Origin of the sequence: Pseudoclavibacter helvolus (genome assembly GCF_014191305.1) — a bacterium.
In the GTDB taxonomy this organism is placed as follows: Bacteria; Actinomycetota; Actinomycetes; order Actinomycetales; family Microbacteriaceae; genus Pseudoclavibacter; species Pseudoclavibacter helvolus.
Genome location: NZ_JACHWJ010000003.1, coordinates 361,821 through 382,950, shown reverse-complemented (window position 1 = coordinate 382,950; position 21,130 = coordinate 361,821). Strand labels below are relative to the sequence as shown.

At 66.9% G+C, this 21,130-nt stretch carries 21 protein-coding genes and 2 riboswitches; of the genes, 7 read left to right on the top strand and 14 right to left on the bottom strand.

The genetic code is table 11. The features are described from left to right. Positions 1 to 3: 3 nt before the first annotated feature. The 4 genes from FHX72_RS11490 to pyrE all read right to left on the bottom strand — a co-directional run bounded on the left by FHX72_RS11490 (position 4) and on the right by pyrE (position 2,817). Positions 4 to 813 carry an ABC transporter permease gene (locus FHX72_RS11490; RefSeq protein WP_183625193.1) on the bottom strand — a complete coding sequence of 270 codons (810 nt, stop codon included), beginning with the start codon at positions 811 to 813 and terminating at the stop codon, positions 4 to 6. A 100-nt stretch (positions 814 to 913) separates the two neighbouring features. Further along, a riboswitch (FMN riboswitch) is annotated at positions 914 to 1,040 on the bottom strand. A 182-nt stretch (positions 1,041 to 1,222) separates the two neighbouring features. Continuing rightward, on the bottom strand, positions 1,223 to 1,648 hold the full coding sequence (locus FHX72_RS11485; RefSeq protein WP_183625191.1) for an SRPBCC family protein: 426 nt from the start codon (positions 1,646 to 1,648) through the stop codon (positions 1,223 to 1,225). Between the two features lie 23 nt (positions 1,649 to 1,671). Further along, positions 1,672 to 2,244: a septum formation family protein gene (locus FHX72_RS11480; protein ID WP_183625189.1), complete on the bottom strand. Its 573-nt coding sequence runs from the start codon at positions 2,242 to 2,244 to the stop codon at positions 1,672 to 1,674. Between the two features lie 9 nt (positions 2,245 to 2,253). Further along, entirely contained in the window at positions 2,254 to 2,817 is a 564-nt protein-coding gene (gene pyrE, locus FHX72_RS11475; protein ID WP_183625187.1) for an orotate phosphoribosyltransferase, read from the bottom strand. Between the two features lie 135 nt (positions 2,818 to 2,952). Between pyrE and FHX72_RS11470 the strand changes: the two genes are divergently transcribed. After that, positions 2,953 to 4,635: a DUF262 domain-containing protein gene (locus FHX72_RS11470; protein WP_183625185.1), complete on the top strand. Its 1,683-nt coding sequence runs from the start codon at positions 2,953 to 2,955 to the stop codon at positions 4,633 to 4,635. An 89-nt stretch (positions 4,636 to 4,724) separates the two neighbouring features. Here the strand turns inward: FHX72_RS11470 and FHX72_RS11465 are convergent, their stop codons facing one another. The 5 genes from FHX72_RS11465 to FHX72_RS11445 form a co-directional block, all read right to left on the bottom strand. Next, complete coding sequence (locus tag FHX72_RS11465; protein WP_183625183.1) at positions 4,725 to 5,798, bottom strand: IS630 family transposase; 1,074 nt, start codon at positions 5,796 to 5,798, stop codon at positions 4,725 to 4,727. Positions 5,799 to 6,454: 656 nt separating this feature from the next. Beyond that, on the bottom strand, positions 6,455 to 7,291 hold the full coding sequence (locus tag FHX72_RS11460) for an alpha/beta fold hydrolase (RefSeq protein WP_183625181.1): 837 nt from the start codon (positions 7,289 to 7,291) through the stop codon (positions 6,455 to 6,457). Between the two features lie 89 nt (positions 7,292 to 7,380). After that, entirely contained in the window at positions 7,381 to 8,520 is a 1,140-nt protein-coding gene (locus FHX72_RS11455) for a GNAT family N-acetyltransferase (protein ID WP_183625179.1), read from the bottom strand. Next, complete coding sequence (locus tag FHX72_RS11450; protein ID WP_183625177.1) at positions 8,517 to 9,584, bottom strand: LLM class flavin-dependent oxidoreductase; 1,068 nt, start codon at positions 9,582 to 9,584, stop codon at positions 8,517 to 8,519. The genes FHX72_RS11455 and FHX72_RS11450 overlap by 4 nt, the downstream gene beginning before the upstream one ends. Next, positions 9,581 to 10,432, bottom strand: a complete 852-nt coding sequence (locus tag FHX72_RS11445; protein ID WP_068478082.1) for a DUF1684 domain-containing protein — start codon at positions 10,430 to 10,432, stop codon at positions 9,581 to 9,583. The genes FHX72_RS11450 and FHX72_RS11445 overlap by 4 nt, the downstream gene beginning before the upstream one ends. Positions 10,433 to 10,667: 235 nt before the next feature. Here FHX72_RS11445 and FHX72_RS11440 point away from each other — a divergent pair, with 235 nt between their 5' ends. The 4 genes from FHX72_RS11440 to FHX72_RS11425 all read left to right on the top strand — a co-directional run bounded on the left by FHX72_RS11440 (position 10,668) and on the right by FHX72_RS11425 (position 13,630). After that, a complete protein-coding gene (locus FHX72_RS11440; protein WP_183625175.1) occupies positions 10,668 to 11,936 on the top strand; it encodes an ammonium transporter in 1,269 nt (422 codons plus the stop codon). Between the two features lie 143 nt (positions 11,937 to 12,079). Next, positions 12,080 to 12,661, top strand: a complete 582-nt coding sequence (locus tag FHX72_RS11435) for a hypothetical protein (RefSeq protein ID WP_183625173.1) — start codon at positions 12,080 to 12,082, stop codon at positions 12,659 to 12,661. 146 nt (positions 12,662 to 12,807) lie between these two features. Then, positions 12,808 to 13,191 (top strand): hypothetical protein, encoded by a 384-nt coding sequence (locus FHX72_RS11430; protein ID WP_183625171.1) that lies wholly within the window; start codon positions 12,808 to 12,810, stop codon positions 13,189 to 13,191. A 115-nt stretch (positions 13,192 to 13,306) separates the two neighbouring features. Further along, the gene (locus FHX72_RS11425) at positions 13,307 to 13,630 is read left to right on the top strand and encodes a DUF7882 family protein (protein ID WP_183625169.1); all 324 of its coding nucleotides are present in this window, start codon (positions 13,307 to 13,309) and stop codon (positions 13,628 to 13,630) included. Between the two features lie 15 nt (positions 13,631 to 13,645). Here the strand turns inward: FHX72_RS11425 and FHX72_RS11420 are convergent, their stop codons facing one another. The 4 genes from FHX72_RS11420 to FHX72_RS19025 form a co-directional block, all read right to left on the bottom strand. Further along, complete coding sequence (locus FHX72_RS11420; RefSeq protein WP_183625167.1) at positions 13,646 to 14,908, bottom strand: DUF3500 domain-containing protein; 1,263 nt, start codon at positions 14,906 to 14,908, stop codon at positions 13,646 to 13,648. 88 nt (positions 14,909 to 14,996) lie between these two features. Continuing rightward, positions 14,997 to 15,914: a lytic transglycosylase domain-containing protein gene (locus FHX72_RS11415; protein WP_338110118.1), complete on the bottom strand. Its 918-nt coding sequence runs from the start codon at positions 15,912 to 15,914 to the stop codon at positions 14,997 to 14,999. Positions 15,915 to 15,924: 10 nt separating this feature from the next. After that, positions 15,925 to 16,278: a DMT family transporter gene (locus FHX72_RS11410; RefSeq protein ID WP_068478077.1), complete on the bottom strand. Its 354-nt coding sequence runs from the start codon at positions 16,276 to 16,278 to the stop codon at positions 15,925 to 15,927. A 2-nt stretch (positions 16,279 to 16,280) separates the two neighbouring features. Beyond that, a complete protein-coding gene (locus tag FHX72_RS19025; RefSeq protein WP_068478076.1) occupies positions 16,281 to 16,595 on the bottom strand; it encodes a DMT family transporter in 315 nt (104 codons plus the stop codon). 10 nt (positions 16,596 to 16,605) lie between these two features. Continuing rightward, a riboswitch (guanidine-III (ykkC-III) riboswitch) is annotated at positions 16,606 to 16,671 on the bottom strand. Between the two features lie 137 nt (positions 16,672 to 16,808). Here FHX72_RS19025 and FHX72_RS11400 point away from each other — a divergent pair. After that, entirely contained in the window at positions 16,809 to 18,149 is a 1,341-nt protein-coding gene (locus tag FHX72_RS11400) for an APC family permease (RefSeq protein ID WP_183625165.1), read from the top strand. Positions 18,150 to 18,265: 116 nt separating this feature from the next. After that, positions 18,266 to 19,237, top strand: coding sequence for a manganese catalase family protein (locus tag FHX72_RS11395; protein WP_183625162.1), 972 nt, complete (start codon positions 18,266 to 18,268; stop codon positions 19,235 to 19,237). Positions 19,238 to 19,628: 391 nt separating this feature from the next. Here the strand turns inward: FHX72_RS11395 and FHX72_RS11390 are convergent, their stop codons facing one another. After that, entirely contained in the window at positions 19,629 to 21,125 is a 1,497-nt protein-coding gene (locus FHX72_RS11390; protein ID WP_183625160.1) for an HNH endonuclease signature motif containing protein, read from the bottom strand. Between the last annotated feature and the right edge of the window lie 5 nt (positions 21,126 to 21,130).

Below are 21,130 nucleotides of genomic sequence, written 5' to 3'. Positions count from 1 at the left end.
GGGTCAGGCGGGGAGGGGCTCGTCGGCGAGCACGCGGGCGCGCCGCTTCGACTTGGGTTCGTCGTCGTTCCAGGTGACGGCGTTCTGGAACAGGCGCATGAGGATGTAGAGCGTCACGGCGAGGAGGACAAGCATGAGGAGGGTCGAGAAGATGCCGGGGATGTCGTTGGCGTCCCTGTTGAGCGTGAGGAGCATCCCGAGTCCCCTGCCGCCCATCGTGAACTCGCCGACGACGGCGCCCGTGATCGAGAGCGTCACGCCAGCCCGGATGCCGGCGAGCACGCTCGGCAGGGCGAGCGGCCCCTCCACCCACCACAGCAGCTGGTACCAGTTGGCGCCGTCAATGCGGCCGGCTTCGATGACGTCCTGCGGCAGCTGCCGCACGCCGAGGACGGTGGTGACGAGCATCGGGAAGAACGACATGATGGCGCACAGCACGACCGTCGGGGCGAGGCCGTAGCCGATCCACAGCACGAGCAGCGGGGCGAGCGCAATGGCCGGCACTGCCTGGGATGCGGCGACGTACGGGGTCACGGCGACGTCGACCCACGGAAGCCTGGCGATGAGGTAGCCGAGCGGCACGGCGACGACGATCGCGAGGAGGCTACCGAGGAGGGCAGCAGAGAGCGTCACCCAGGCGTGAGCCAGCATGGGCCCCTTCGTCACGTCGAGCCAGAAGCGCTCGGCGAGCTGGCCGGGGGCCGGCAGGAACTGCGGCGAGATGAGGCCAGCAGCCGTGACGAGCCACCACACAGCGAGCACCACTACCGCCACCGACATCGGTGCGAGGATGCGTGCTGACGTCGTGTTCATCTACCCGGCTTTCGTGAAAGCTCCGGGGATGACGAGGCGCGTGGGCTCGCCGAACGGGTCAGCGGGTTCCACGAGCTGACGGTACGCCAAGGCGTGCCGTCACGTGCGCCTCCCTTCCGGACTTTCACCGTCGGTTCCGGAATTTCACCAGATCAGCCACTCCCTTGCGGGAGCAGGTCGCGGACTATAACCGCCGGCTCGGAATTACACCGACCCCGGAGCACGTGGACTCTGCCGTCAGATTACGCCAGGTCCCCGGGAAGCGCGACATCGTGACGCTCCGCGACAAGCGAACGCACCCAGGGAATACGCCGCCGCCGTCGCCGCGATCATCTCGGGATGGGTTACACACACGCGGATGGCTTGCAACGCATCCCGAAGCGCGAAAGCCATCCCGAAACGTGGCTGGCTAGCTGGCGGCCTGCGCCTCCGCGGTCTTCTTCGCGCTGCGGAGCTCGCTGGCGATCGCGGCTGCTGCGATGGGCTTCGCGAGGCCGAGGCGCTCGGCGATGCCGCCGGCGTCGAACTCCGCATCCACCGTCACGCGGGTGCTGGCCGGGGTGATCGCCTCGGTGCGCACCTCGGCGGCGAAGGACGCACGGCCCTCGACCGATTCCCAGCGAAGGCGCTTGCCCGGCTCGTTGACGACGACCTTCGCGTCGATCGAGCGTCGCTGCCCGACGAGCTCGACGTCCCACCGGATGAGGTCGGGGCCGAGCACCTCGACGTGCTTCACGATGCTGAGGACGCTCGGGAGCGACTCCGGCTCGGCGTAGAGGTTGAAGAGCACGTCGACGGGCACATCGATGTCGATGGATTCACTCACGGAGGTCATGCGATGAGCGTAGCCGTCGCACGCTACCGGTTAGCCGCGAGCGAGCCGGTCGTGGTTGCCCCCGGTGTGGAGGCGAAGCAGCGGTAGCCGCGCAGCCCCGCGTCCCAGTCCGCCTGGTTCAGGGGGTAGCTGGCCTCGATGACCAGCCCTGGCACGGCCGCAGCCGCGGCGGTGTCGAGGACGTCGCTCGCCTGGCACGTGATCTGGGCGCGGTCCCTGAGCGCCTCCTCGCCCGGATACTCGGCGTCCGCAGACAGCGTCGTTGCCTCGACCTCGGCGAGCAGCTGCCCCGAGTGCTCGGCGTCGCACTCGACGACATCGAACCTGGGCTCCCAGGGCGAGACGTAGTCGCGGATGCACTGGCCCGGCTCGAGCAGCGACGCGTCGACGCCCGCGAGTGGCACCTCGGTGAGCGCGGGCCCGGCCGTCTCCTCTGGCGGGACCTGCCCGTCGCCGAACGGCTGGAGCCAGACTCCGAGCGCGGCCCCACCGAGGAGGAGGACCCCGATCAGCGCTGCGAGGACGCCGCGGTTGCGGCGCTTCGCGGCGCGCTCCACCTGCTGCTCGCGCGCCTCAGGCGTGGGGGTCGCTGCCATGGGGAGTGCCTAGGCGAGGCCCAGGTCTTCGAGGCCGATCGCGGCGCGATACGGGTAGCCCGCGGCTTCGATGACGCCCTGCGCTTCCGTGGCGCGGTCGACGATGACGGCGACGCCGACGACCTTCGCGCCGACCTTCTCGAGGGCTTCGATGGCCTTGAGTGGCGAGCCGCCCGTGGTGGACGTGTCCTCGAGCACGACGACCCGCTTGCCTTCCAGATCCGGCCCTTCCACCTGGCGGCCGCGGCCGTGGTCCTTCGGCTCCTTGCGCACGACGAACGCGTCGACGATCTTGCCCTGCGCGAGCCCCTGGTGCATGACGGCGCTCGCGAGCGGGTCTGCACCCATCGTGAGGCCGCCGACTGCATCCACCGGTGCACCCGTGATGGTCTCGAACTCTTCGATGACCTCGAGCAGCACGCGGCCGATGAGCGGCGAGGCACGGTGGTCGAGGCTCAGCTTGCGGAGGTCGATGTAGTACGTCGCCTTCTTCCCGCTCGTGAGGGTGAAGTCGCCGTGGAACACGGCTTCGTCGCGGATGAGTTCGATGAGGGCGTCGCGGTCTGTCGTCACGGGTCAAGCCTACAGATGTGCAACGGCCGCCCGGGCCGATGAACCAAGTACATGGTTTGACCTGTGGATAACCCCACTTCACCCCTCGGCCATGTAGGTTTCAACTTAGGAATCCAAGAGAACCAGGGGCACTCCATGACCGGAAGCAGCATTGACTTCAATCTTGACGGCATCGGCCACCAGCTGGGCGACCGCCTCATGGAAGTTCCCCTATATCAAAGATCTTATTCGTGGGGCAAAGACCAAGTTATGGACTTTAGGTCAGACATTCGGAACGCGTTTAATTCCGACATGGCCGAGCACTTCATGGGAACTATCGTACTGTCGGGCCCTCGGGGGGCCGCAGCGACCGTGATCGACGGACAACAGCGCCTGGCCACTACCACTCTCCTACTTGCCGCGCTTCGCGACTACTACGATTCTCGAGGTGACTCGAATCGCGCCAACGCCATCGATAGCGAATTCCTCAACACTTTCCGTGACGAGACTGGCACCCACGAACCCCGCTTAACGCTCAACGCTGAAGACAACGAGTTCTTCCGCAAATTTATTGTGAGAGGTAGCCCCACCTTGCTACCTAGTCGCGATTCACACAAACTTATAGCCGACGCGTACGAAGCGCTGTTGGAGTTCGTCACAGAGGAGGCATCCTTAGCTGGGAACGCCTGGGTCGCGCGACTAGTCAAGTGGCGCAAATTCATCGAGATGAATCTTCGCGTCATTTATGTCGCTGTGCCGACAGAATCAGACGCTTTCATGATCTTCGAGACCTTGAATGACCGCGGCGCCGACCTGACACTCGCCGATCTCCTAAAGAACTATCTTTTCGGAAAGGCGAGCAGTGCTACGAATGGCTTGGAGCAGGTTCGAGAGCGCTGGCTTGTCGCACTCGGAGCAGTCGATACCAACCAAGAGCTCTTCATCAACTTTCTACGCCAGCTCTGGAGTAGCCGCAACGGGGCAACTAGGGAAAGAGACTTGTACAAGAAGATCAAGAGCGAGGTCGTGACCGAACAACAGGCCATAGCCTTCAGCTCAGACATTCAGACTGCTTCTCGACTGTACGCGGCGCTCCTCGCTGGTGACCACGACTACTGGAGCAGTTGGGGGACCGAAACACGCAGCAACGTCGAAACACTGAATCGCCTTGGGCTGGAACAGAACCGACCGATGCTTCTAGCTGCACTGCAGCACTTCTCTCAATCGGAAGCAAAGAAACTTCTTCGACTCGCAGTCAGCTGGGGCGTTCGTGGACTTATCACCGGGGGTAGCGGTGCAGGTTCCACAGAAAAAGCTTACTGCGACGCGGCCGTCGCGATCCGGTCTGGGTCTGTCAAGATTGCGAGAGAGGTGCTGCCAAACCTTGAATCCATAGTTGCTACCGACAGCGAATTCGAGGCTTCGTTCTCAGTTGCGCGCGTCACCAAAACGAGCCTCTCCAGGTACTACCTTCTGGCGCTAGAGTCTCACGCTACCAGCCAACATGAACCCGAACTTGTACCAAATAAGGACGAAGAAGCGGTGAACCTAGAGCATGTCCTGCCGAAGAACTCCAGCCGCACTGAGTGGCCCAAGTTCACAGAAGAGGACTCACGGCAATGGGCAGACAGGCTCGGCAATCACGCACTCCTCCAGAAAAGCAAGAACAACAGGATTGGGAACAAAGCATTCTCTATCAAGAAGCCCATACTGGAGAAATCCTCGTTCAACCTCACCCGGTCAGTTGGCGAGAAAGCGGCATGGACATCGACTGAAATCGAGGAACGCCAGAAGAGCATGGCAGCATCTGCACCTAAGGTCTGGCCCAGAAACCTGTGATCGGAGCGACCCAGGTCGAGGGATCAAGAGCCCTGGATCATGCACCACAGACGCGGTTCGGACCTGATCTTTTGCGCCAATTCGTGGTGCTAGTGTCGCGTTTCTGAAGTTGGTTGACGGTTCGCTTTCGCGAGGATCTCGTCGCTGGTCTTGGTCCAGACGAATGGGTGCTTTCGGTCGTTCCAGCCAGTGATGAACTGCCGGATCTTCGCGTTGAGGTCTTTCACCGAGGTGAAAATCCCGCGACGGATCGCTTGCCGGTCGATGATCCCGAACCACACCTCGACCAAGTTCAACCACGACCCGGACGTCGGCGTGAAATGAACGTGGAAGCGGGGTCGTTTCTCGAGCCAGGTCTTGACCTCTGGCGTTTTGTGGGTGGCGTAGTTGTCCATCACGAGGTGCAGGTCCCGTTCCGGGTAGGCGCGGTCGAGTTGCCGGAGGAACGAGAGGAACTCTTGCCGGCGATGCTTGGGTTTGACCGCTCCGGTGACGTGTCCGGTCGCGACGTCTAATGCAGCGAACAGTGTGGTCGTGCCGTGGCGCTTGTAATCATGCGTGCGCTTCTCGGTGTCCCCGATCCGCATCGGCAGCATGGGTGCGGTCCGGTCAAGGGCCTGGATCTGGGACTTCTCGTCCACGCAGAGCACGATCGCGTTCTCGGGCGGCGCGAGATACAAGCCGACAACGTCGGTGACCTTCCCGACGAGCTCCGGGTCGGTCGAGAACTTGAACGTCTCCGACTTCCATGGCTGCACCCCGTACTCCCGCCACGCCCTGGCCACCGTCGCGTTCCCAACCCCCAGGCGCTGCGCGAGCAGGCGCGAGGACCAATGTGTCACGCCGTACTTCTTCGGCGGGGCCGTCAAGGTCGCTGCCACGATCTCGGCATGATCGAGATGCTTCGGCCGGCCAGAGCGCGGCGCATCGGAGAGCCCCGCAATTCCGGCCTCGGCATACCGTTTCCGCCACTTCCACACCGAGGTCGTCGTAGTCCCAACCTCGGCCGCGATCCGCGAGTTCGCGACACCTTCCGAGGCGAGCAGCACGATCCGCGCTCGCATCGACAGGCCCGCACGAATACTCGTCGACCGAGCCCACGACACCAACTCAACACGATCCACGTCAAGGAGTAGCAGAGCCGCAGCAGGAGAATTCGCCATTCCACATTCTCCCAAACACAAACCGTTTAGGAACTAACGACACGCAGCACTAGTGTGCTCACACTGATGAGCTCTGGGCTGGATGGCCTGGCGAAGGCGGCACGCAAACCGTTCACGTGGCGTTAGTAGGCAGCGACGGCATCTGCGATGGTTGCATCAGGATGCTCTCTGGTCCAAGCAAGCAGGGTGGCGCCTGTGGGCAATCCGTGTGCGTCCCGTTTCGGAGGATTAGGGCCGCTGGTCGTGCTCGACGTTCCTGATCCGTCTGCCCCGGACGAGGTGGTCGGGTCGAGTTCGCTGGTCTTCGTCACGGTGTTCGTCTTCATCACGCCTCCTCCGGCCAGCGCCTCGCTGGCCTTCGTTGTCTCGGGATGCTTCCGGTCCTGCGCGTCGAGCTGTGCTGCGTTTCGAGCTGCTGCCAGCCCATCAATCCCCTCGGCCTGCTGTCAAGCGCCCAGGGCTGTCGATGGCCCGGATTCGCCCGATCCAGCGACTCCCAGCGAACTCTGCGAACCCTGCAATGGCGGCGATCCCGTCGCCTCCAGGGCCGCCAAGCGCGCGCACACTGTGAGATCGCCGAGACGCCGAGACCCGGCCACCGAATGAACGGTGGCCGGGTCTCGGCGTTCGGCGGAGTTGGCGCCCTCCTCGCGAAATCAGCGGCCGAGGAACTCCGGCACGACCCGGTTCCACTCGTCGACGTGACTCACGTTGACGCCGTGGGGCGCATCCGCCACGACGTACAGCTCGGAGCCGGCGACGGCCTCGTTCGTGCGAGCTCCGGACCCCTCGAAGGGCACGGTCGCGTCGCTGTCGCCGTGGATGACAAGCGTCGGCACCTTCACGGCCTGCAGGTCGTCACGGAAGTCGGTGCTCGCGAACGCCGCCATGGCCTGCAGGGCGGCGGGCTTGAACGCCTGCTTGGTCAGCTCGATGGCAGCCTGGCGCTCCTGCTCGGAGACGACGAGCTTGTCGTCGACCGAGTAGAACGTGGTGATGAAGCCGTCATAGAACGTCTCCTGGTTGGCGGTGAGCGCGGCCGTCATCTTGGCGGCCTCTCCAGCCTCGAGGGGGCCGTCCGGGTTGCCGACGGTCTTCAGCAGGTACGGCGGGACAGCGGATGCGAAGACGACGCTGTGCACGCGCTCGTCGCCGAACTTCGCGAGGTAGCGGGCCACTTCGCCGCCGCCCATGGAGAAGCCGACGAGGGTGACCTCGCGCAGGTCGAGGGCTTCGAGCACCGACTGCAGGTCGTCGGCGAAGCTGTCGTAGCTGTACCCCGTGAGGGGCTTGTCGCTGCGGCCGAAGCCGCGGCGGTCGTAGGTCACGACGCGGTGGCCGGCGGCCTCGAAGGCCGGCACCTGGTGGTTCCAGGCTTCGCCCGAGAGCGGCCAGCCGTGGATGAGGACAACGGGGCGACCGGTTCCGCCCGTGTCGTCGACGTGGAGCTTCGTGTCCGCGAGCAGGCCGTGGTGTGCGGTGATCTCAGTCATTGCGATGCCTTCCCGCGCCGCGACTTGCGACGCATCGGGAATCATTCGGAACCGGCCTCCGCATCGGATCGGTGGCTCGGAGGCAACGCTCAGACGTCGATCGTGAAGGCGAGGAGCTGGAACGGCGGCCGCCCGTCGCCGGGGTCGACCGTGCGCACGCGCGACTCGAGGATGGAGAAGCCGAGCCGCTCGTAGAGGCGGTGCGCTCGCACCATCTGCGGTCCGCTGTTCATGACCACGCGCCGCAGCCCGCGCCGTCGCGCGAGCTCGATGACGAGCCTGGTGAGGATCGCGCCGACCCCGCGCCCGCGAGCGCCGGGATCGACGGCGAGCAGCCGGAAGTCGAGCTCCTCGTCGCTCTCGGGCAGCGTCGTGAGGTGCTCCCCCGGCTTCGGCGTCACGACGGATCCGAGCAGCTCCCCGCTCAGCGCATCCACGGCGACCCACACCTGACCGGCTTCGGCGCGCTCGGCGACGGAGACGATGTCGTCGCGGTAGTTGCCCGAGATCGTGTACTCGAGTTCGTAGGCGCGCAGCGAGAGGGCCGAGACGGCGTCGATCTCGTTCGGCCGCACGAGACGCACCACGACGCCGGGGTCGAGCTGCAACGGCAGCCGGTAGTCGATGTGCGGGATGCGGGATGCGTCGGCGACCGCCTCGGTGTCGCTCGCGTCGTCGGCCCCGTTGGTGCGCCGATACCCCAGGCCCTCGTAGAGCGCCTGCGCGGCGAGGTTCTTGCCTCCCGTGTCGAGCACGAGCGCGGATGCGCCCCACCCGAGGGCCGTCTCGCTCGCCGCCTGCATCAGGCGCTTCGCGACGCCGAGCCGCTGCGCGGTGGGTGAGACGGCGAGGAGGCGCACCTCCGCCTCATCCCCCGTGGCGAGGCGCGATGGGCCCGTGCCGGCGCGCGCGATGCTGAGCGTGCCCACGATCTCGGCGCCGTCGCGACCGCCGGAACCGTCGCGTTCGGCGACGAGCACGGCACCAGCTGCGGCTCGGCCTTCGACGTCGCGCACGAAGCGTCTGCGCTCTTCGCCGACCTGCAGGTGCCCGTACGGCCCAGCGGCGAACGCCGCCTCGCTGACACGGACGACCTCGGGCCAATCGGCGGGCGTTGCCTCGCGAACGCGGAGCACAGCGGGCACAGCGGGCACAGCGGGCACAGCGGGCCTTGCGGGCCCCGGCCCGGCCGACGCCGCCTGCGTCGGCACGGGTGCGGTCTGCGTCATGCGGCGGATGCCCCGACCAGCTCGTCGCTCCAGAGCGTCGTGGGGAACTCCTCGCGGAGCGCTGGGATGACGGCGGTGGCGAAGTACTCCAGCTGGTCGAGCTGCTGCTCGTGCGGGAGCGTGGTGGGGAGGCTGATCGACTGCAGGTCGTGGCCGAAGGCGCCGTGGAAGCGGCCGATCTTGTCGATCACCTGCTGCGGGCTGCCGACGAGAGCCGGCCCCTCGGCGATGGCGTGGTCGATGTCTCGGAACACGGAGTTGTTGCCTGGCACGTTGGTGGCGGCGACGAGGGCCTCGTAGACGGGCCCGTACTGCTCCTTCGCCTCCTGGGAGGTCTCGGCGATGAAGAGCGAGCCCGCGCCCGCGCCGACGAACGCGGTGCGGGGGTCATGGCCGTGGCGCTCGAACTCGTCCCGGTAGTGGCGCACGAGCACCTCGTAGTTGCGCAGGGGCTGGATGGCGTTCGCCGAGAAGAGCGGGTCGCCCCACTTCGCCGCGAGGGCTGCTGAGGCGAGCGTCGTCGCCGAGCCGTGCCACACGCGGGGCGGTCCGGCATACGGCCGCGGCAGGGTCGTGACCTTCGTGAGGGGACGCGTGAACTCGCTGCCTGGCCAGTCGAGGTCGGTCTCGCGCCAGAGCTGCCGCAGGAGCGCGTACTTCTCGGCGAGGAGCTCCCACTGGTCGTCGATCTCGAGACCAAAGAGGGGGAACTGGGCGACCTCGTTGCCCTTGCCGATCGTGATCTCGAGGCGGCCTCGCGAGAGCTGGTCGATCGTCGCGAAGTCCTCGGCGACACGCACGGGGTCGAGGATGGACAGCACGGTCACGCCCGTCTGCAGGCGGATCGTGGAGGTCTGGGCGGCGATGGCCCCGAGCAGCACGCTCGGCGACGACGACAGGAAACGGCCGGCGTGGCGCTCGCCCACGGAGAAGGCGTCGAAGCCGAGTTCCTCCGCCCGCAACGCGAACTCGAGGGTCTCGTGGAGGCGCTCCGAGGGCGTCAGCTGCTCACCCGTGACCGGGTTGGCGACGTACGGGACGATGTCGAGGACTTGGAACTTCACGCGGCCTCGCCCGCCTTCGTGAGTGGCGTCTTCTCGCCGGCCTCGATGCCGACCGGGAGGCGGTTCTCGGCGGGCGGCAGTGGGCACGTCGCGAAGACCGTGTACGCGCATGGGAGGTTCACGGCGCGGTTGAAGTCGACCGTGACGCGACCATCCGCATCCGGTGCCGCGATGGCGAGGGAGCGGTTCGCGGCGTACGTCGTGAGGCCGCTTGTCGCATCCGTGAACAGCACGAAGAGCGAGCCGGGCTCGTGGCCGTTGAAGGCCGTGAGCGAGAACTGCTCGCCCCGCAGCTCGAAGGTCACCTTGCCAGGAGAGGAGTAGACGTGCTCGAGGCCCTCGACGGCGGCGCCGACCGTGACGTCGCGCGGCTCATCGAACGCCTCGAAGGTGCCCTCCGCGCGCCAGCGCAGGTTCGGCAGGTAGGTAGGTGTCCCCGAGTAGGAGGCCAGGTAGTCGTAGTCGGGGTCGCGCGGGCGCACGATCGTGAAGCCGCCGCGCTTAGCGATCTCGATGAGGACCTTGCCTGCGCGCGCGTTCACGCCGTCGCGCTCGGCGATGCACGGGAAGCGGTGCAGGCGAGGGCCCTGGAGGAGCAGCCCGTCAGCCTCGAGCGTCTCGCCATCGGCGAGGTCGACGATCGCCTGACCGTCCTCGAGCGACCAGGTGCCAGGGATCCCTTCGATGGCCTGGGGCTCCTCCGAGAGGAAGTTGAGGCTCGTCACTGCGAGGAAGCCGTGGCCGTCGGTGCGCCGCTTCTCGTGCTCGACATGCCACGCCTCCCAGTCCCGGTTGAACTGGGCGCGGTCGACGGATGCGTCTTGGACGAGGGAAGCCGAGGTGCTCATGCGGGGATGGTAGGCAGACGCCGACCGCAACCGTAAGACGGGGACTACGCCGGGCTACTCAGGGCGTCACATTCCGCAAGGCAAGGCGTGCGCTTCCCGCGACACCGCGGAAACACGACCGCAACACACTTCGTTCGTTCGCGTAACACCACCGCCGCGCAGGCGAAACAGGCTGAGCGCAAGCTGAGTGCACCCCGACGCCCCACGTGCGTCCCTTGCAGAGAGGTCTACAACGATGGATCAAGGAAATACCGCATTCATCCTCTTCGCGGCGGCGCTCGTGCTGCTGATGACACCAGGACTCGCCTTCTTCTACGGCGGCCTCGTGAAAGCGAAGAGCGTCATCAGCATGATGATGATGAGCTTCGGCGCGATCGGCCTGATCGGAGTGCTGTGGGTGCTCTTCGGCTACTCGATCGCCTTCCCGGCGGCCGAGGGCCTCAGCCCCCTGTTCGCGATCGACCCGTCCGCGATGGGGCTCTCCAGCCTCCTCGAAGTTCCTGAGGACGCCGCCTACCCGCCGCTCGCGTTCGCCGCCTTCCAGGCGACCTTCGCGATCATCACCGTCGCGCTGGTCTCCGGCGCCATCGCCGACCGCGCGAAGTTCGGCTCGTGGATGATCTTCGCCGGCATCTGGGCGACCGTCGTCTACTTCCCCGTCGCCAGCTGGGTCTTCAACTTCGGCCTCGCCGAAGACGGCTCCTTCGCGTACGGCGGATGGACCACCTACGGGCTGCAGGAAACGTTCGGCCTCGGCGTCATCGACTTCGCCGGTGGCACGGCAGTGCACATCACGGCCGGTGCGGCCGCTCTTGCCCTCGCGCTTGTCCTCGGCCGCCGCGTCGGCTTCGGCAAGGGAGCGCATGTCCCCCACAACCCGCCGTTTGTGCTCCTCGGCGCAGGCCTCCTCTGGTTCGGCTGGTTCGGCTTCAACGCCGGCTCCGAGCTCGCAGCTGACGGCGTCGCAGCCCTCGCCGTCGTCAACACGATCGCGGCCCCAGCGGCGGCGCTCCTCGCCTGGCTCGTCGTCGAGAAGATCCGCGACGGCAAGCCCACCTCCGTTGGTGCCGCATCCGGTGCCGTCGCTGGCCTGGTCGCCATCACGCCCGCCTGCGCTTCGCTCGACCCGGTGTGGGCGATCCTCCTCGGCGTCATCGCCGGTGCGGTCTGCGCCATCGCGATCGACCTTAAGTTCAAGCTGGGCCTCGACGACTCGCTCGACGTCGTGGGCATCCACCTCGTCGGCGGCCTCATCGGAACCCTCTACCTGGGCTTCTTCGCCAACGGCACCGGCCTCTTCCTCGGAGGGAACGGCACGCAGCTGCTCGTGCAGGCCATCGCAGCCTTCGCGATCATGGCGTACTCGTTCGTCGGTGCCCTCGTCATCGGATTTGTCATCCACAAGACGATCGGCTTCCGCGTCAAGGACGAGGACGAGATCGCCGGACTCGACACCGTCTCGCACGGTGAAGCCGGCTACGTGCTCGAGGATGCCCGCGTCTAGCATCCGCACCGCACACCGAGCATCCGCTCACTGACCATGAAGGTGGCGGCACAGTTTCCCGACTGGCCGCCACCTTCTGGCCATTTCTCCCCCGGTCGGCTGACCCCCACCAACTGAGCTTCACGCAGATTGGACGCCGTTCGATGAAGATCGTCACGCCGCAGTCGCTGCCACGGGAACGACTCGGCACGGACCTCCGCTCCGGGAGCGTGCACGAGATCTGGCGCGACCCAGACGACGAGGTCGACCCGAGGTGGAGCCTCTCCCTCGTCGACGTGAAGCGCAACGTGAAGTCGCTGCATCGACCGGAGGGGACGGTCGACCACTGGCTCGGCATCAGCGGGCCGCAGCTTCGGCTCGTGGATGGCACCAGGCAGGAGAAGGTGCGGGCCGATCACCAGATCGTGGTCGAGTCGACGACGCCGCTGCTCCTGCTGCGCAGCTCCATCGGCCGCGCGAAGAGCACCCGACTGCTGCGGGTGACGCGCAAGTCGGAGATGCAGCCCATCATCCTCGGCCGGGTGTTCGTGAGCGACCCCATCGAGTTCGACCCTGACGTTCGGGCCATCTACCTCATCAGCGGTCGCCTCCGCCTCGCCGACACCGAGCTCGCTGAGGGCGAGGCGGCGATCTTCGACGAAACGGTGCCGCCGGTCATGCACTCTGACGGCGCCTTCGTGGCGACCATGGCGATCCCCTGCGTTGAGGTTCCGCCGGGCTCGTGACCCGCCCGTGACCTGCCGTGACCGCGCTGTCTCCGCCGGTGCCCAACCGTTACCGTCCGTGGCACCCCGCGCGCGCTGTAAGCCCATACGGTGATTCCCATACTGCGATTAGGGCGCCGCACGGTGCGGACGGACAGGGAGCATCCATGAGCATCAACTCGACGAGCCGGACAATTCTTGCGGCGGGGCTCGTGCTCGCAGCCCTCGGGCTCGCGGGATGCTCGTCGGCCGACTCCGAGCCCGCCCCGTCGGCATCCCTCGTCGCCGAGTACACGATCGAGCCGACGCTTGCCCTCACTCGCGAAGAGGCGGTCAGTAAGTGCGTCGCGGCGATCAAGGACCAGTACGCGGAGCCGGTGCCAGGAGACGAATCCGGGCTGACCTCGTATGACCGCATCTTCGGCAGCCTCGAGCCGGAGGTCTCTCAGGAGGGCAGTGACTGGGTTGTCTCCTACACGGGCGCCGAGGCGTTCTACCTCGAGTGCAGCACCCAGGGCGACCAGGTGAAAGTCGCGCTGCCCGGCTACTGATGACGCACTTACCTAAACAAATCTCCATGAGAAGTCAAGAGATTCAGGTCTAACTGCTCTGTTCAATACCGTCGTCTGGCGCGGAAATGCTCACCGCATCCGCGCCAGACAAACTATGGGCACCTTTATCTACGACAACACACCGGCCGAGTTCGACGACCGCGTGCTCGCGCACCTCGAAGCGGTCGTCGCACTGAAGTTCAAGCGAGGCGAGGCGTTCCTGCTGAGCTGCCGCAACGACGCCATGTCCGGCGGAGGCCGCGACACCGTGTGGATGAGCGCCAACGTACCCGTCCTCTTCAACTATCAGGGCGCGCGGCCCAGCGACCTCGACCAGAGCGTCATCGAGCGCCTCCTCCGCATGGCGAATAGCCCCGGCGGATTGGTTTCGCCGAGCCCGGACGACTTCGAGATGACGTCACCGGCGGGCCTGGCCTAGAAGCACCGCTCTGGCCTAGCCGTTTGGCGGGGTGCCGCCGTCGCTCGGTGCTCCCCCGCCGCCTATCCCGGTCGCCGCCGCCTGCGTGACGCTGTTCGCGTAGTCGTTTGTCGGGTCGCGGTAGATGGTGTGGACGTGGCCCCAGCCGCTCGTGGTGACGCCGCTCACATCCGCCCCCGCGGAGCCCTGCTGGCTCGCGAACTCGACGTACGCCTTCGGGCCGGAAATCTGGAAGTAGATGCCGTCGCCCTGCGTCATGTCGTAGACGGTCGACCCGGACCAGTTGATGTACGTGTCGTCGAGGGTCGCCTCGATCTCGGCGAGCGCGTTGGCCGTGGTCTCCTCGTCGGCGAGCCCAACCCAGTTGGCGATGACGTCGAGCAGGAGCTGCTTCTGCTCGTCCGTCAGCTCTGACCCCGCGAGCCCGGTGCCGGTCGGGTAGTCGCAGGTCGATCCTGGCGCGCAGACCATGCTCGCGACCTCTTCACCCTGGTACAGCTCGGCCTGCTGCTCGGCCGTGAGGCTGTCGTAGAACGCAAATGCGCTCTCGTAGAGAGCAGAGAAGGGCTGCACCTCGTTGCCGTTCTCGTCGGTGTAGACGGCGGGCTGCACGCCGAGGTGGGTCGGGGCGAACGTGATGGCGTCGGACGCTCCGTCGAGCGTCGCATTGATGCCGAGGTGGTGACCGCCGAACTGCACCTCCCACGCGCTCGAGTCGGAGGTGTCGCCGAAGAAGGCGATGTAGTACTGGCCGAGCGAGGCCTCCGTGCTGCTGCTGTTGTCGAGGAGGTACTGGTCGCCGTTCATGATCCCCGTGACCGTCGCGTAGCCCTCGTCGCTGAGCAGCGCCTCGAGCACCTTGAGGGCCGCGGCCTGCTGCACCTCGGTCAGGTCGGAGAGGTTGAGGCCGGCGCGCTCGACAAATGTGACGGGGAAGTTCGACCACGACGTCGACTTCGTCTCGTCGTCGTACGCGTAGGTGAGCTGCTCGACCTGCTCGGCCGAGAGGGTCGCCATGAACGCCTCGGCTGCGGCGGTCGTGTCGGCGATCGTCTGCGCGGTCGTTCCCGTCGACGCGTCGGCAGTGACACTCTCCGCCGTCGCGGCGGCCGAGCTGGTCGCCGAGGTGGCGGTCGTGGCAGCCGACGCCGCGCTGTCCACGGCCGCGCATCCCGACAGGGCGAGGCTTCCGGCGAGAAGGACCGAGGCGATCCAGGCCGTTCTCTTGCGGCCCGAGCGCCGCTTCGCATCCACGTCTACAAGCTTGATTTTCTCCATGAGGATGACCGTACGAAGCGGCACTATCGCTTCCCTACGCAGTTCCTATGAAGTTCCTACGACGCGGAAGCCTTGCGACGCGGTGTTCCTACGGTGCGTAGAGCTCGGCGTAGGCCGCGACTTCGCGGGCGTACTCGGCCGGCAGGTTGTAGGCCGAGATGGCGGAGTTCCAGCCCTCGTCGGTCGTGAGGTCTCCGCCCCGCTCGCAGAGGTACGCAGCGGCCGTCTGCACGGCGTCGTCGATGTGGTGAGGGTCGGCGACCCCGTCGAAGTTCGCGTCCTGCCCGTGCTTCGCCCACGTCTCCGGGATGAACTGCATGGGGCCGACCGCGCGGTCCCACTCGGTGTCACCGTCGAGGGCGCCGCCGTCGGTGTCTGGGATCGCGAGGAACCCGGCGCTTCCATCGAGGGGCACCCCGATGATGGGCGGCTCGACCTGGCCAGAGTCCAGCACCTGCGACCCGCCGTACGTGCCGTGCTTGGACTCGACCGCGCCGATGCCGGCGAGCGTGTTCCAGCCGATCCCGCACTCCGGACGTGTCTCCGCGACTCGGATCGCGGCGCCCGCGTACGCCGAAAGCGCCCGCACCGGGATGCCGGTCGCCTCGGAGGTCGCCTGCGCCCAAGTGGGCGACGGCAGCTCAGCCACCGGTACATTCCAGATGCCGTAGCCGGCCGACTCGGGGAGCAGTTGGGCCGGGGCCGTGGGGTAGCCCTCGGCGGACGGATCCAGATACGGCTCCGTCTGCACCTGCTGCTCCTGGGCCCTGCTGCCAACTTCGTCCTCGCCGTAAGCCGGCGAGAAGAAGGACCCGGCGCATCCCGTCAGCAGCGAAGCCGACCCGATGCCGACGCCGACGGTCAGGAGGAGACGGGTGCGAGCGGGGGAGCTTGCAGACGAGACGATGATGCGGGCCCTTCCTGGGTGCAGCGATGGGGTCGGCGGATTCAGCTGGAGCCGAAAGACACAGCGTACGTGCGACCGCGGACACTCGACTGGACGCACGCCGAGCACTTCAGTCGCGCGAGACTTCCCCTGCTGGTAGCGCTTTCTTCTCGGGCACAAGCTTCAGGCCGATGACGGCGAGGATGATGCCTGCGATAAAGACGGCCTTCCACGCGGAGAACGCTTCGTCGCCGGTCGCCATCGCGTAGATGACGGTGAGGGCAGCCCCAATGCCGACCCAGACGGCGTAGGCCGTGCCGATCGGGATGCGCGCCGCGGCCCAGCCGAGGCCGATCATGCTGAGTACGAGGGCGACGAAGAAGACGATTGTCGGGACGGGCTGCGTGAACCCGTCGGAGTGGCCGAGGGCCGTGGCCCAGACGGCCTCGAGGATTCCGCTGACGATAAGCGCGATCCATGCCATGGTCAGCTCACCACCTTGAGGCCGACGACGGAGCCGACGAGCAGCAGGAGCAGCAGCACTCGTGCGACGGAGACACGCTCCTGCTTCGTGATCATGGCCCAGATGACGGTGAGGGTCGCGCCGATGCCGACCCACACGGCGTAGGCGGTGCCGGTGGGCAGCTGCGTCATCGCCCACGCGAGGCCAGCCATGCTGACCGTGAGCGACACGAGAAACACGACGACGGGGACGGGCTTCTTGAACCCCTTCGAAGCGGAGAGAGCTGAGGCCCAGACGGCCTCGAGCATCCCGGACAGAATTAATACGAGCCAAGCCACGACATATCCTTCTGAGTCAGTCTTGTCGTGGTGCGGGTACTGCTCCCTCGTCCGCAAGCCCGATTCCGGGGATTCAAGGTCCAACGGTAGCAACACCCCACGCCAATGGCCAGGGTGCGTGCGCATGCGGATGCAGATGCGGTGCGGATGCACAGCTCAGGCACCCCTGACAAGGGCCAGCTGCATGCCCGGGCCGCGCCGCAGACTCGTTGCATGAGCTCCCCCGCACCTGCCTCGCCGGCGACCCCGGCCCTCAAACGCGACGTCACTGGGCTCCTGCTCTTCGTCTTCATCCTCGGCGACGTGCTCGGGGCAGGCATCTACGCCCTCGTGGGCACCATCTCGGGCGAGGTGGGCGGCGTCACCTGGTTGCCGCTACTGGTCGCGCTTGGCATGGCGCTGCTCACGGCGGCGTCGTACGCGGAGCTCGTCACCAAGTACCCGAAGGCTGGCGGTTCGGCGGTGTTCGCGCAGCGCGCCTACCGTTCGGAGTTCGTGTCGTTCATGGTCGGCTTCTGCATGCTCGCCGCCGGTGTCGTGAGCGCGGCCAGCCTCGCGCTCGCGTTCAGCGGCGACTACCTGGCGACGTTCATCGATGTGCCACCCGTCGTCGGCGCGACCCTGCTGCTCGTGCTCATCGCCCTCGTCAACCTGCGCGGCATCAAGGAATCGCTGCGCTCCAACATCGTCATGACCTGCATCGAGCTGACCGGGCTCGTGCTCGTCGTGGTGCTCGTTGGCGTGCTCGTCGCGGGTGGCAGCGGCGACGTCGGCCGTGCCGTGTCGTTCGGAGACGACATCGATCCGTTCCCCGCCGTGCTCGGCGCTGCGCTGCTCGCGTACTACTCGTACGTGGGGTTCGAGACGTCGGCGAACCTCATCGAAGAGGTACGCGAGCCGTCGAAGGTGTACCCGAAGGCGCTGTTCTTCTCGCTGCTGACCGCGGGCGCCATGTACATGCTTGTCGGCACCGCCGCATCCATCGCCGTGCCCTCGGGTGAGCTCGCCGAGTCGACGGGCCCGCTGCTCAACGTCATCGAGGCCACCGGGGTTCCCGTGCCGACGTGGCTGTTCAGCGCGATCGCCCTCATCGCCGTTGCCAACGGCGCCCTGCTGACCATGATCATGGCAAGCCGCCTCACCTACGGCATGGCGGGCGAGGGACTGTTGCCGCGGGCGCTCGGGCGAGTGCTCCCCGGCCGTCGCACCCCGTGGGTCGCGATCGTCGTGACGACGGCCTGTGCCATCGTCCTCACCGCGACGGGTGGCATCGCCGTGCTCGCCGAGACGGTCGTCATCCTGCTGCCCATCGTGTTCATCAGCACCAACCTCGCCGTGCTCGTGCTGCGCCGCGACAAGGTCGACCACGCCCACTTCAGAGCCTGGACGGCGCTGCCCGTGCTCGCCATCGTGTCCTGCCTCGTGCTCCTGACCCAGCAGAGCGGCGAGGTCTGGCTGCGGGGCGGCATCATCGTCACGGTCGGTGTCGCCACGTACTTCGTGCTGAGGTTCGCGCGACGGCGGGTCAGCGACGGGAACTCGAACCGGGCCTAGGGTTCTCCACCCTCGCCTCCGTCGGCGATACCCCTCGGGGAAACACAGGCCCGCTTGGTCTGGTGGGATCAACGGCGCCTCCAAGGCGTCGGGCTCGATGACGAAGAGACTCCCCCATGTACTTCCACGCACAGACCTGGATCAACGACATCGCCGACGGCGAACCCGACCCCGCGGCCGCCAATGCGCTGCAGGAGGGACTCGGCGGGCAGTTCGGCGAGATGCGCACCATGATGCAGTACCTCTTCCAAGCAATGAACTTCCGCGGCCCAAGCGCCAAGCCGTACCGGGACCTCATTCAGGGCATCGGCACCGAGGAAATCAGCCACGTCGAACTCATCGGAACCACCATCTCGCGCCTCCTCGACGGGTCGCCCAAGTACACCGGCAAGCTCACCGACCCCGTCGACAAGCCGGGCGCCGGGGGCGCGACGCCGCTGAAGATCGCCCTCGACACGAGCAACATCCACCACTACCTCGTCGGCGCGCAGGGTGCGCTGCCGGTGGATGCGGCGGGCAACCCGTGGAGCGGCAGCTACGTGTACAACTCCAGCAACCTGCCCCTCGACCTGCTGTACAACCTCATGCTCGAGTCGACGGGGCGCCTGCAGAAGTGCCGCATCTACGAGATGACAGACGACCCCACGGCCCGCGCGACGATCGCGTACCTGATCGTGCGCGATCAGGCCCACGAGAACGCGTACGCGAGGGCCCTCGAGACGCTCGGCGTCAACTGGAACGCCCTCCTGCCCATCCCGAAGACCAACGCCGAGTCGTTCCCCGAGGTGAAGAAGCTCCTCGAGCTTGGCCTGCAGAGCAAGCAGTACTCGTTCGACCTCGACGGGAAGTCGGAGGCGGGCAAGATCTTCCAAGGAGCTTCCCCGTCCAACGACGGCACCACGCTGGATGCCTCCGAGCAGGCGCCCGCCGGGGCTCCGTCGTTCATCGCCGACGAGCGCCTCGAGGAGTTCGCTCCCGGACTCGACGCCGACCTGCTCGCGCTCGTTCAGGCAACGGCCGAGCTCGAGCTCTCCGAGGTCAACGGGTTCTACGGGTTCTACGGGTTCTACGGGCCAACGACGAAGTAGCTCGGGCTCGCGCTGTTCTCGCCCGCCGCAGCCGCACGGAGCGGCCGGGAGCCAAACGGAATCGCGCGAAATCGCGCGTCGTCGGCGCCGCGTCGGCGCGCGACCGAGGGCGACAGCGGAACCGCCTGGCCAGTGCGGGACTGGGCAGTGCTGGTCCCGGGACGGGACCGGACGAGACCGGACGAGACCGGACGAGACCGGACGAGACGGGACGAGACGGGACGAGACCGGACGAGACGGGACGAGACCGGACGAGACGGGACGGGACCGGACGAGACGGGACCGGACCGAACGGGAACGGACGGGACGGATGCCGAGTGCCGGCACCCGGCACCTGACTCCGCGTCTCAGCCTGTCCCTGTACCCGCACCCGCACCCGCACCCGATGGAACTAGAACGGCGGAGGTTCGAGGCCAGGGTCGGGACAAGCCTCGTTCGACTGTCCCTCGCTCCACTGTCCCTCTCTTGACCGTCCCTCTCTTGACCGCCCGGTCTCACTGTCCGGCGGCCGCACCCTGTACGTTCGGCCGTCGACCTGCAGTCCTGGTTCGCCCGGCGGCGATGGCACGAAGGTCACACCTCGCGGTTCGGGGCTGTCGATGAGGGCAATGCCCGTGGGTGAAACCCACTCGATGACACCGCCGGGGAGCTGTCGCATCTGCCACCCGGTGTTGCCCTTGACCGTGTGGTTCCAGCGGCAGAGATCGGCGAGGTTGACGAGGCTCGTCGGCCCACCTTCCGATGCCGGGATCGTGTGGTCGAGGTCGCAGTTCTCGGCGGGGAGCCGGCAGCCCGGGAAACGGCAGTGCACGTCCCGCGCCCGCAGCCAGGCGCGCATGGCCTCCGTCGGCCGGTAGCGGTCAACCTCGACCACCGTTCCCGTGATCGGATGCGTCAGGATGCGCTCGAAGACCGGCGCTGCTGCGGCGAGCTCCCGCGCCAAGCTCATCGGGATCGGAGTGACGCCGTCGAGAAGCGCAGGGGTCGTATCGATGGCCGCACCGGCACCGCCGCCCGCGGCACCGCCATCCGCGAGCATCGTCAACACGGGGATCGCGACGGATGCCTTCGCGACGATCCCCGCGGCCTGCGGACACGACGTCAGCTCGCCCGTGAGCAACAGCTCGGCGAACACGTCGGCCTGCACCTGGTGGAACGTTCGAGGGTCGTCGGAATCATCGCCCCTCGCCGAGATGATGGCCTTCGCCATCTCGGACAGGCGCCCATCGATGGCAGTCAGCACGGGCAGCGAGTGACGCACGCCAAGCGAGCCCATGCCGTCCTGTTCCCGCGTGACGAGCACCGCCCGGGACTTCATCGCCTGCTCGTAGCGCTGCTCCAACGACGACGCTGTCAGCCGCTCCGCCTGTTTGATGGCGAAGTCCTTCAACCTGCCAGGCGACGTCGAACGCGCCTTCTCGAGCACCACCTGCACAAACAGCTCACGACGCGCGGCCTGCTCGGCGGGGTCGTCGTGCACGACGATCGCCCCGGCCGCACACACGATGCGGGCGTGCGCCATCGAGACCTCACCCGCCGCGAGCGCCGCGTGCACAAGCGGGAAGTCCTCCGTGAGAACCGCCGAGCGGCCCATGATGCCGGCGACGGCCTGCCGCGACGAGTTCGTGACCGCCGCGATCTCCGCCTTCCACGAACGCAGCGCCCACTCCTGTTCGAGCGTGCCCTCGCGCTCGTCCTCGGCGACGGCGGTTCGCGCCGCGAGCGCGTAGACGCGGGCCTGCTCGGCCTGCGCGCGGGCGAGGTCGGCGTCGGCATCAGCGACGAGCCGGACCACGAGGAAACGCTCGAGGATGCGCACGCGCTCGACCATCGGAGCGGGTGGCTTCCACCCCTCCGGGATCCTCGTCGCGAGCGCTTCATCGATCATGCAGA

What these genes read in the sequence shown, in the direction of transcription:
- FHX72_RS11490 (WP_183625193.1), bottom strand. Translation starts at nt 813, where the DNA reads ATGAACACGACGTCAGCACGCATCCTCGCACCGATGTCGGTGGCGGTA.
- FHX72_RS11430 (WP_183625171.1), top strand. Translation starts at nt 12,808, where the DNA reads ATGAGCATCAACTCGACGAGCCGGACAATTCTTGCGGCGGGGCTCGTG.
- FHX72_RS11440 (WP_183625175.1), top strand. Translation starts at nt 10,668, where the DNA reads ATGGATCAAGGAAATACCGCATTCATCCTCTTCGCGGCGGCGCTCGTG.
- FHX72_RS11435 (WP_183625173.1), top strand. Translation starts at nt 12,080, where the DNA reads ATGAAGATCGTCACGCCGCAGTCGCTGCCACGGGAACGACTCGGCACG.
- FHX72_RS11480 (WP_183625189.1), bottom strand. Translation starts at nt 2,244, where the DNA reads ATGGCAGCGACCCCCACGCCTGAGGCGCGCGAGCAGCAGGTGGAGCGC.
- FHX72_RS11390 (WP_183625160.1), bottom strand. Translation starts at nt 21,125, where the DNA reads ATGATCGATGAAGCGCTCGCGACGAGGATCCCGGAGGGGTGGAAGCCA.
- FHX72_RS11410 (WP_068478077.1), bottom strand. Translation starts at nt 16,278, where the DNA reads ATGGCATGGATCGCGCTTATCGTCAGCGGAATCCTCGAGGCCGTCTGG.
- FHX72_RS11470 (WP_183625185.1), top strand. Translation starts at nt 2,953, where the DNA reads ATGACCGGAAGCAGCATTGACTTCAATCTTGACGGCATCGGCCACCAG.
- FHX72_RS11465 (WP_183625183.1), bottom strand. Translation starts at nt 5,798, where the DNA reads ATGGCGAATTCTCCTGCTGCGGCTCTGCTACTCCTTGACGTGGATCGT.
- FHX72_RS11425 (WP_183625169.1), top strand. Translation starts at nt 13,307, where the DNA reads ATGGGCACCTTTATCTACGACAACACACCGGCCGAGTTCGACGACCGC.
- FHX72_RS11400 (WP_183625165.1), top strand. Translation starts at nt 16,809, where the DNA reads ATGAGCTCCCCCGCACCTGCCTCGCCGGCGACCCCGGCCCTCAAACGC.
- FHX72_RS11460 (WP_183625181.1), bottom strand. Translation starts at nt 7,291, where the DNA reads ATGACTGAGATCACCGCACACCACGGCCTGCTCGCGGACACGAAGCTC.
- FHX72_RS11485 (WP_183625191.1), bottom strand. Translation starts at nt 1,648, where the DNA reads ATGACCTCCGTGAGTGAATCCATCGACATCGATGTGCCCGTCGACGTG.
- FHX72_RS11455 (WP_183625179.1), bottom strand. Translation starts at nt 8,520, where the DNA reads ATGACGCAGACCGCACCCGTGCCGACGCAGGCGGCGTCGGCCGGGCCG.
- FHX72_RS11395 (WP_183625162.1), top strand. Translation starts at nt 18,266, where the DNA reads ATGTACTTCCACGCACAGACCTGGATCAACGACATCGCCGACGGCGAA.
- FHX72_RS11445 (WP_068478082.1), bottom strand. Translation starts at nt 10,432, where the DNA reads ATGAGCACCTCGGCTTCCCTCGTCCAAGACGCATCCGTCGACCGCGCC.
- FHX72_RS11420 (WP_183625167.1), bottom strand. Translation starts at nt 14,908, where the DNA reads ATGGAGAAAATCAAGCTTGTAGACGTGGATGCGAAGCGGCGCTCGGGC.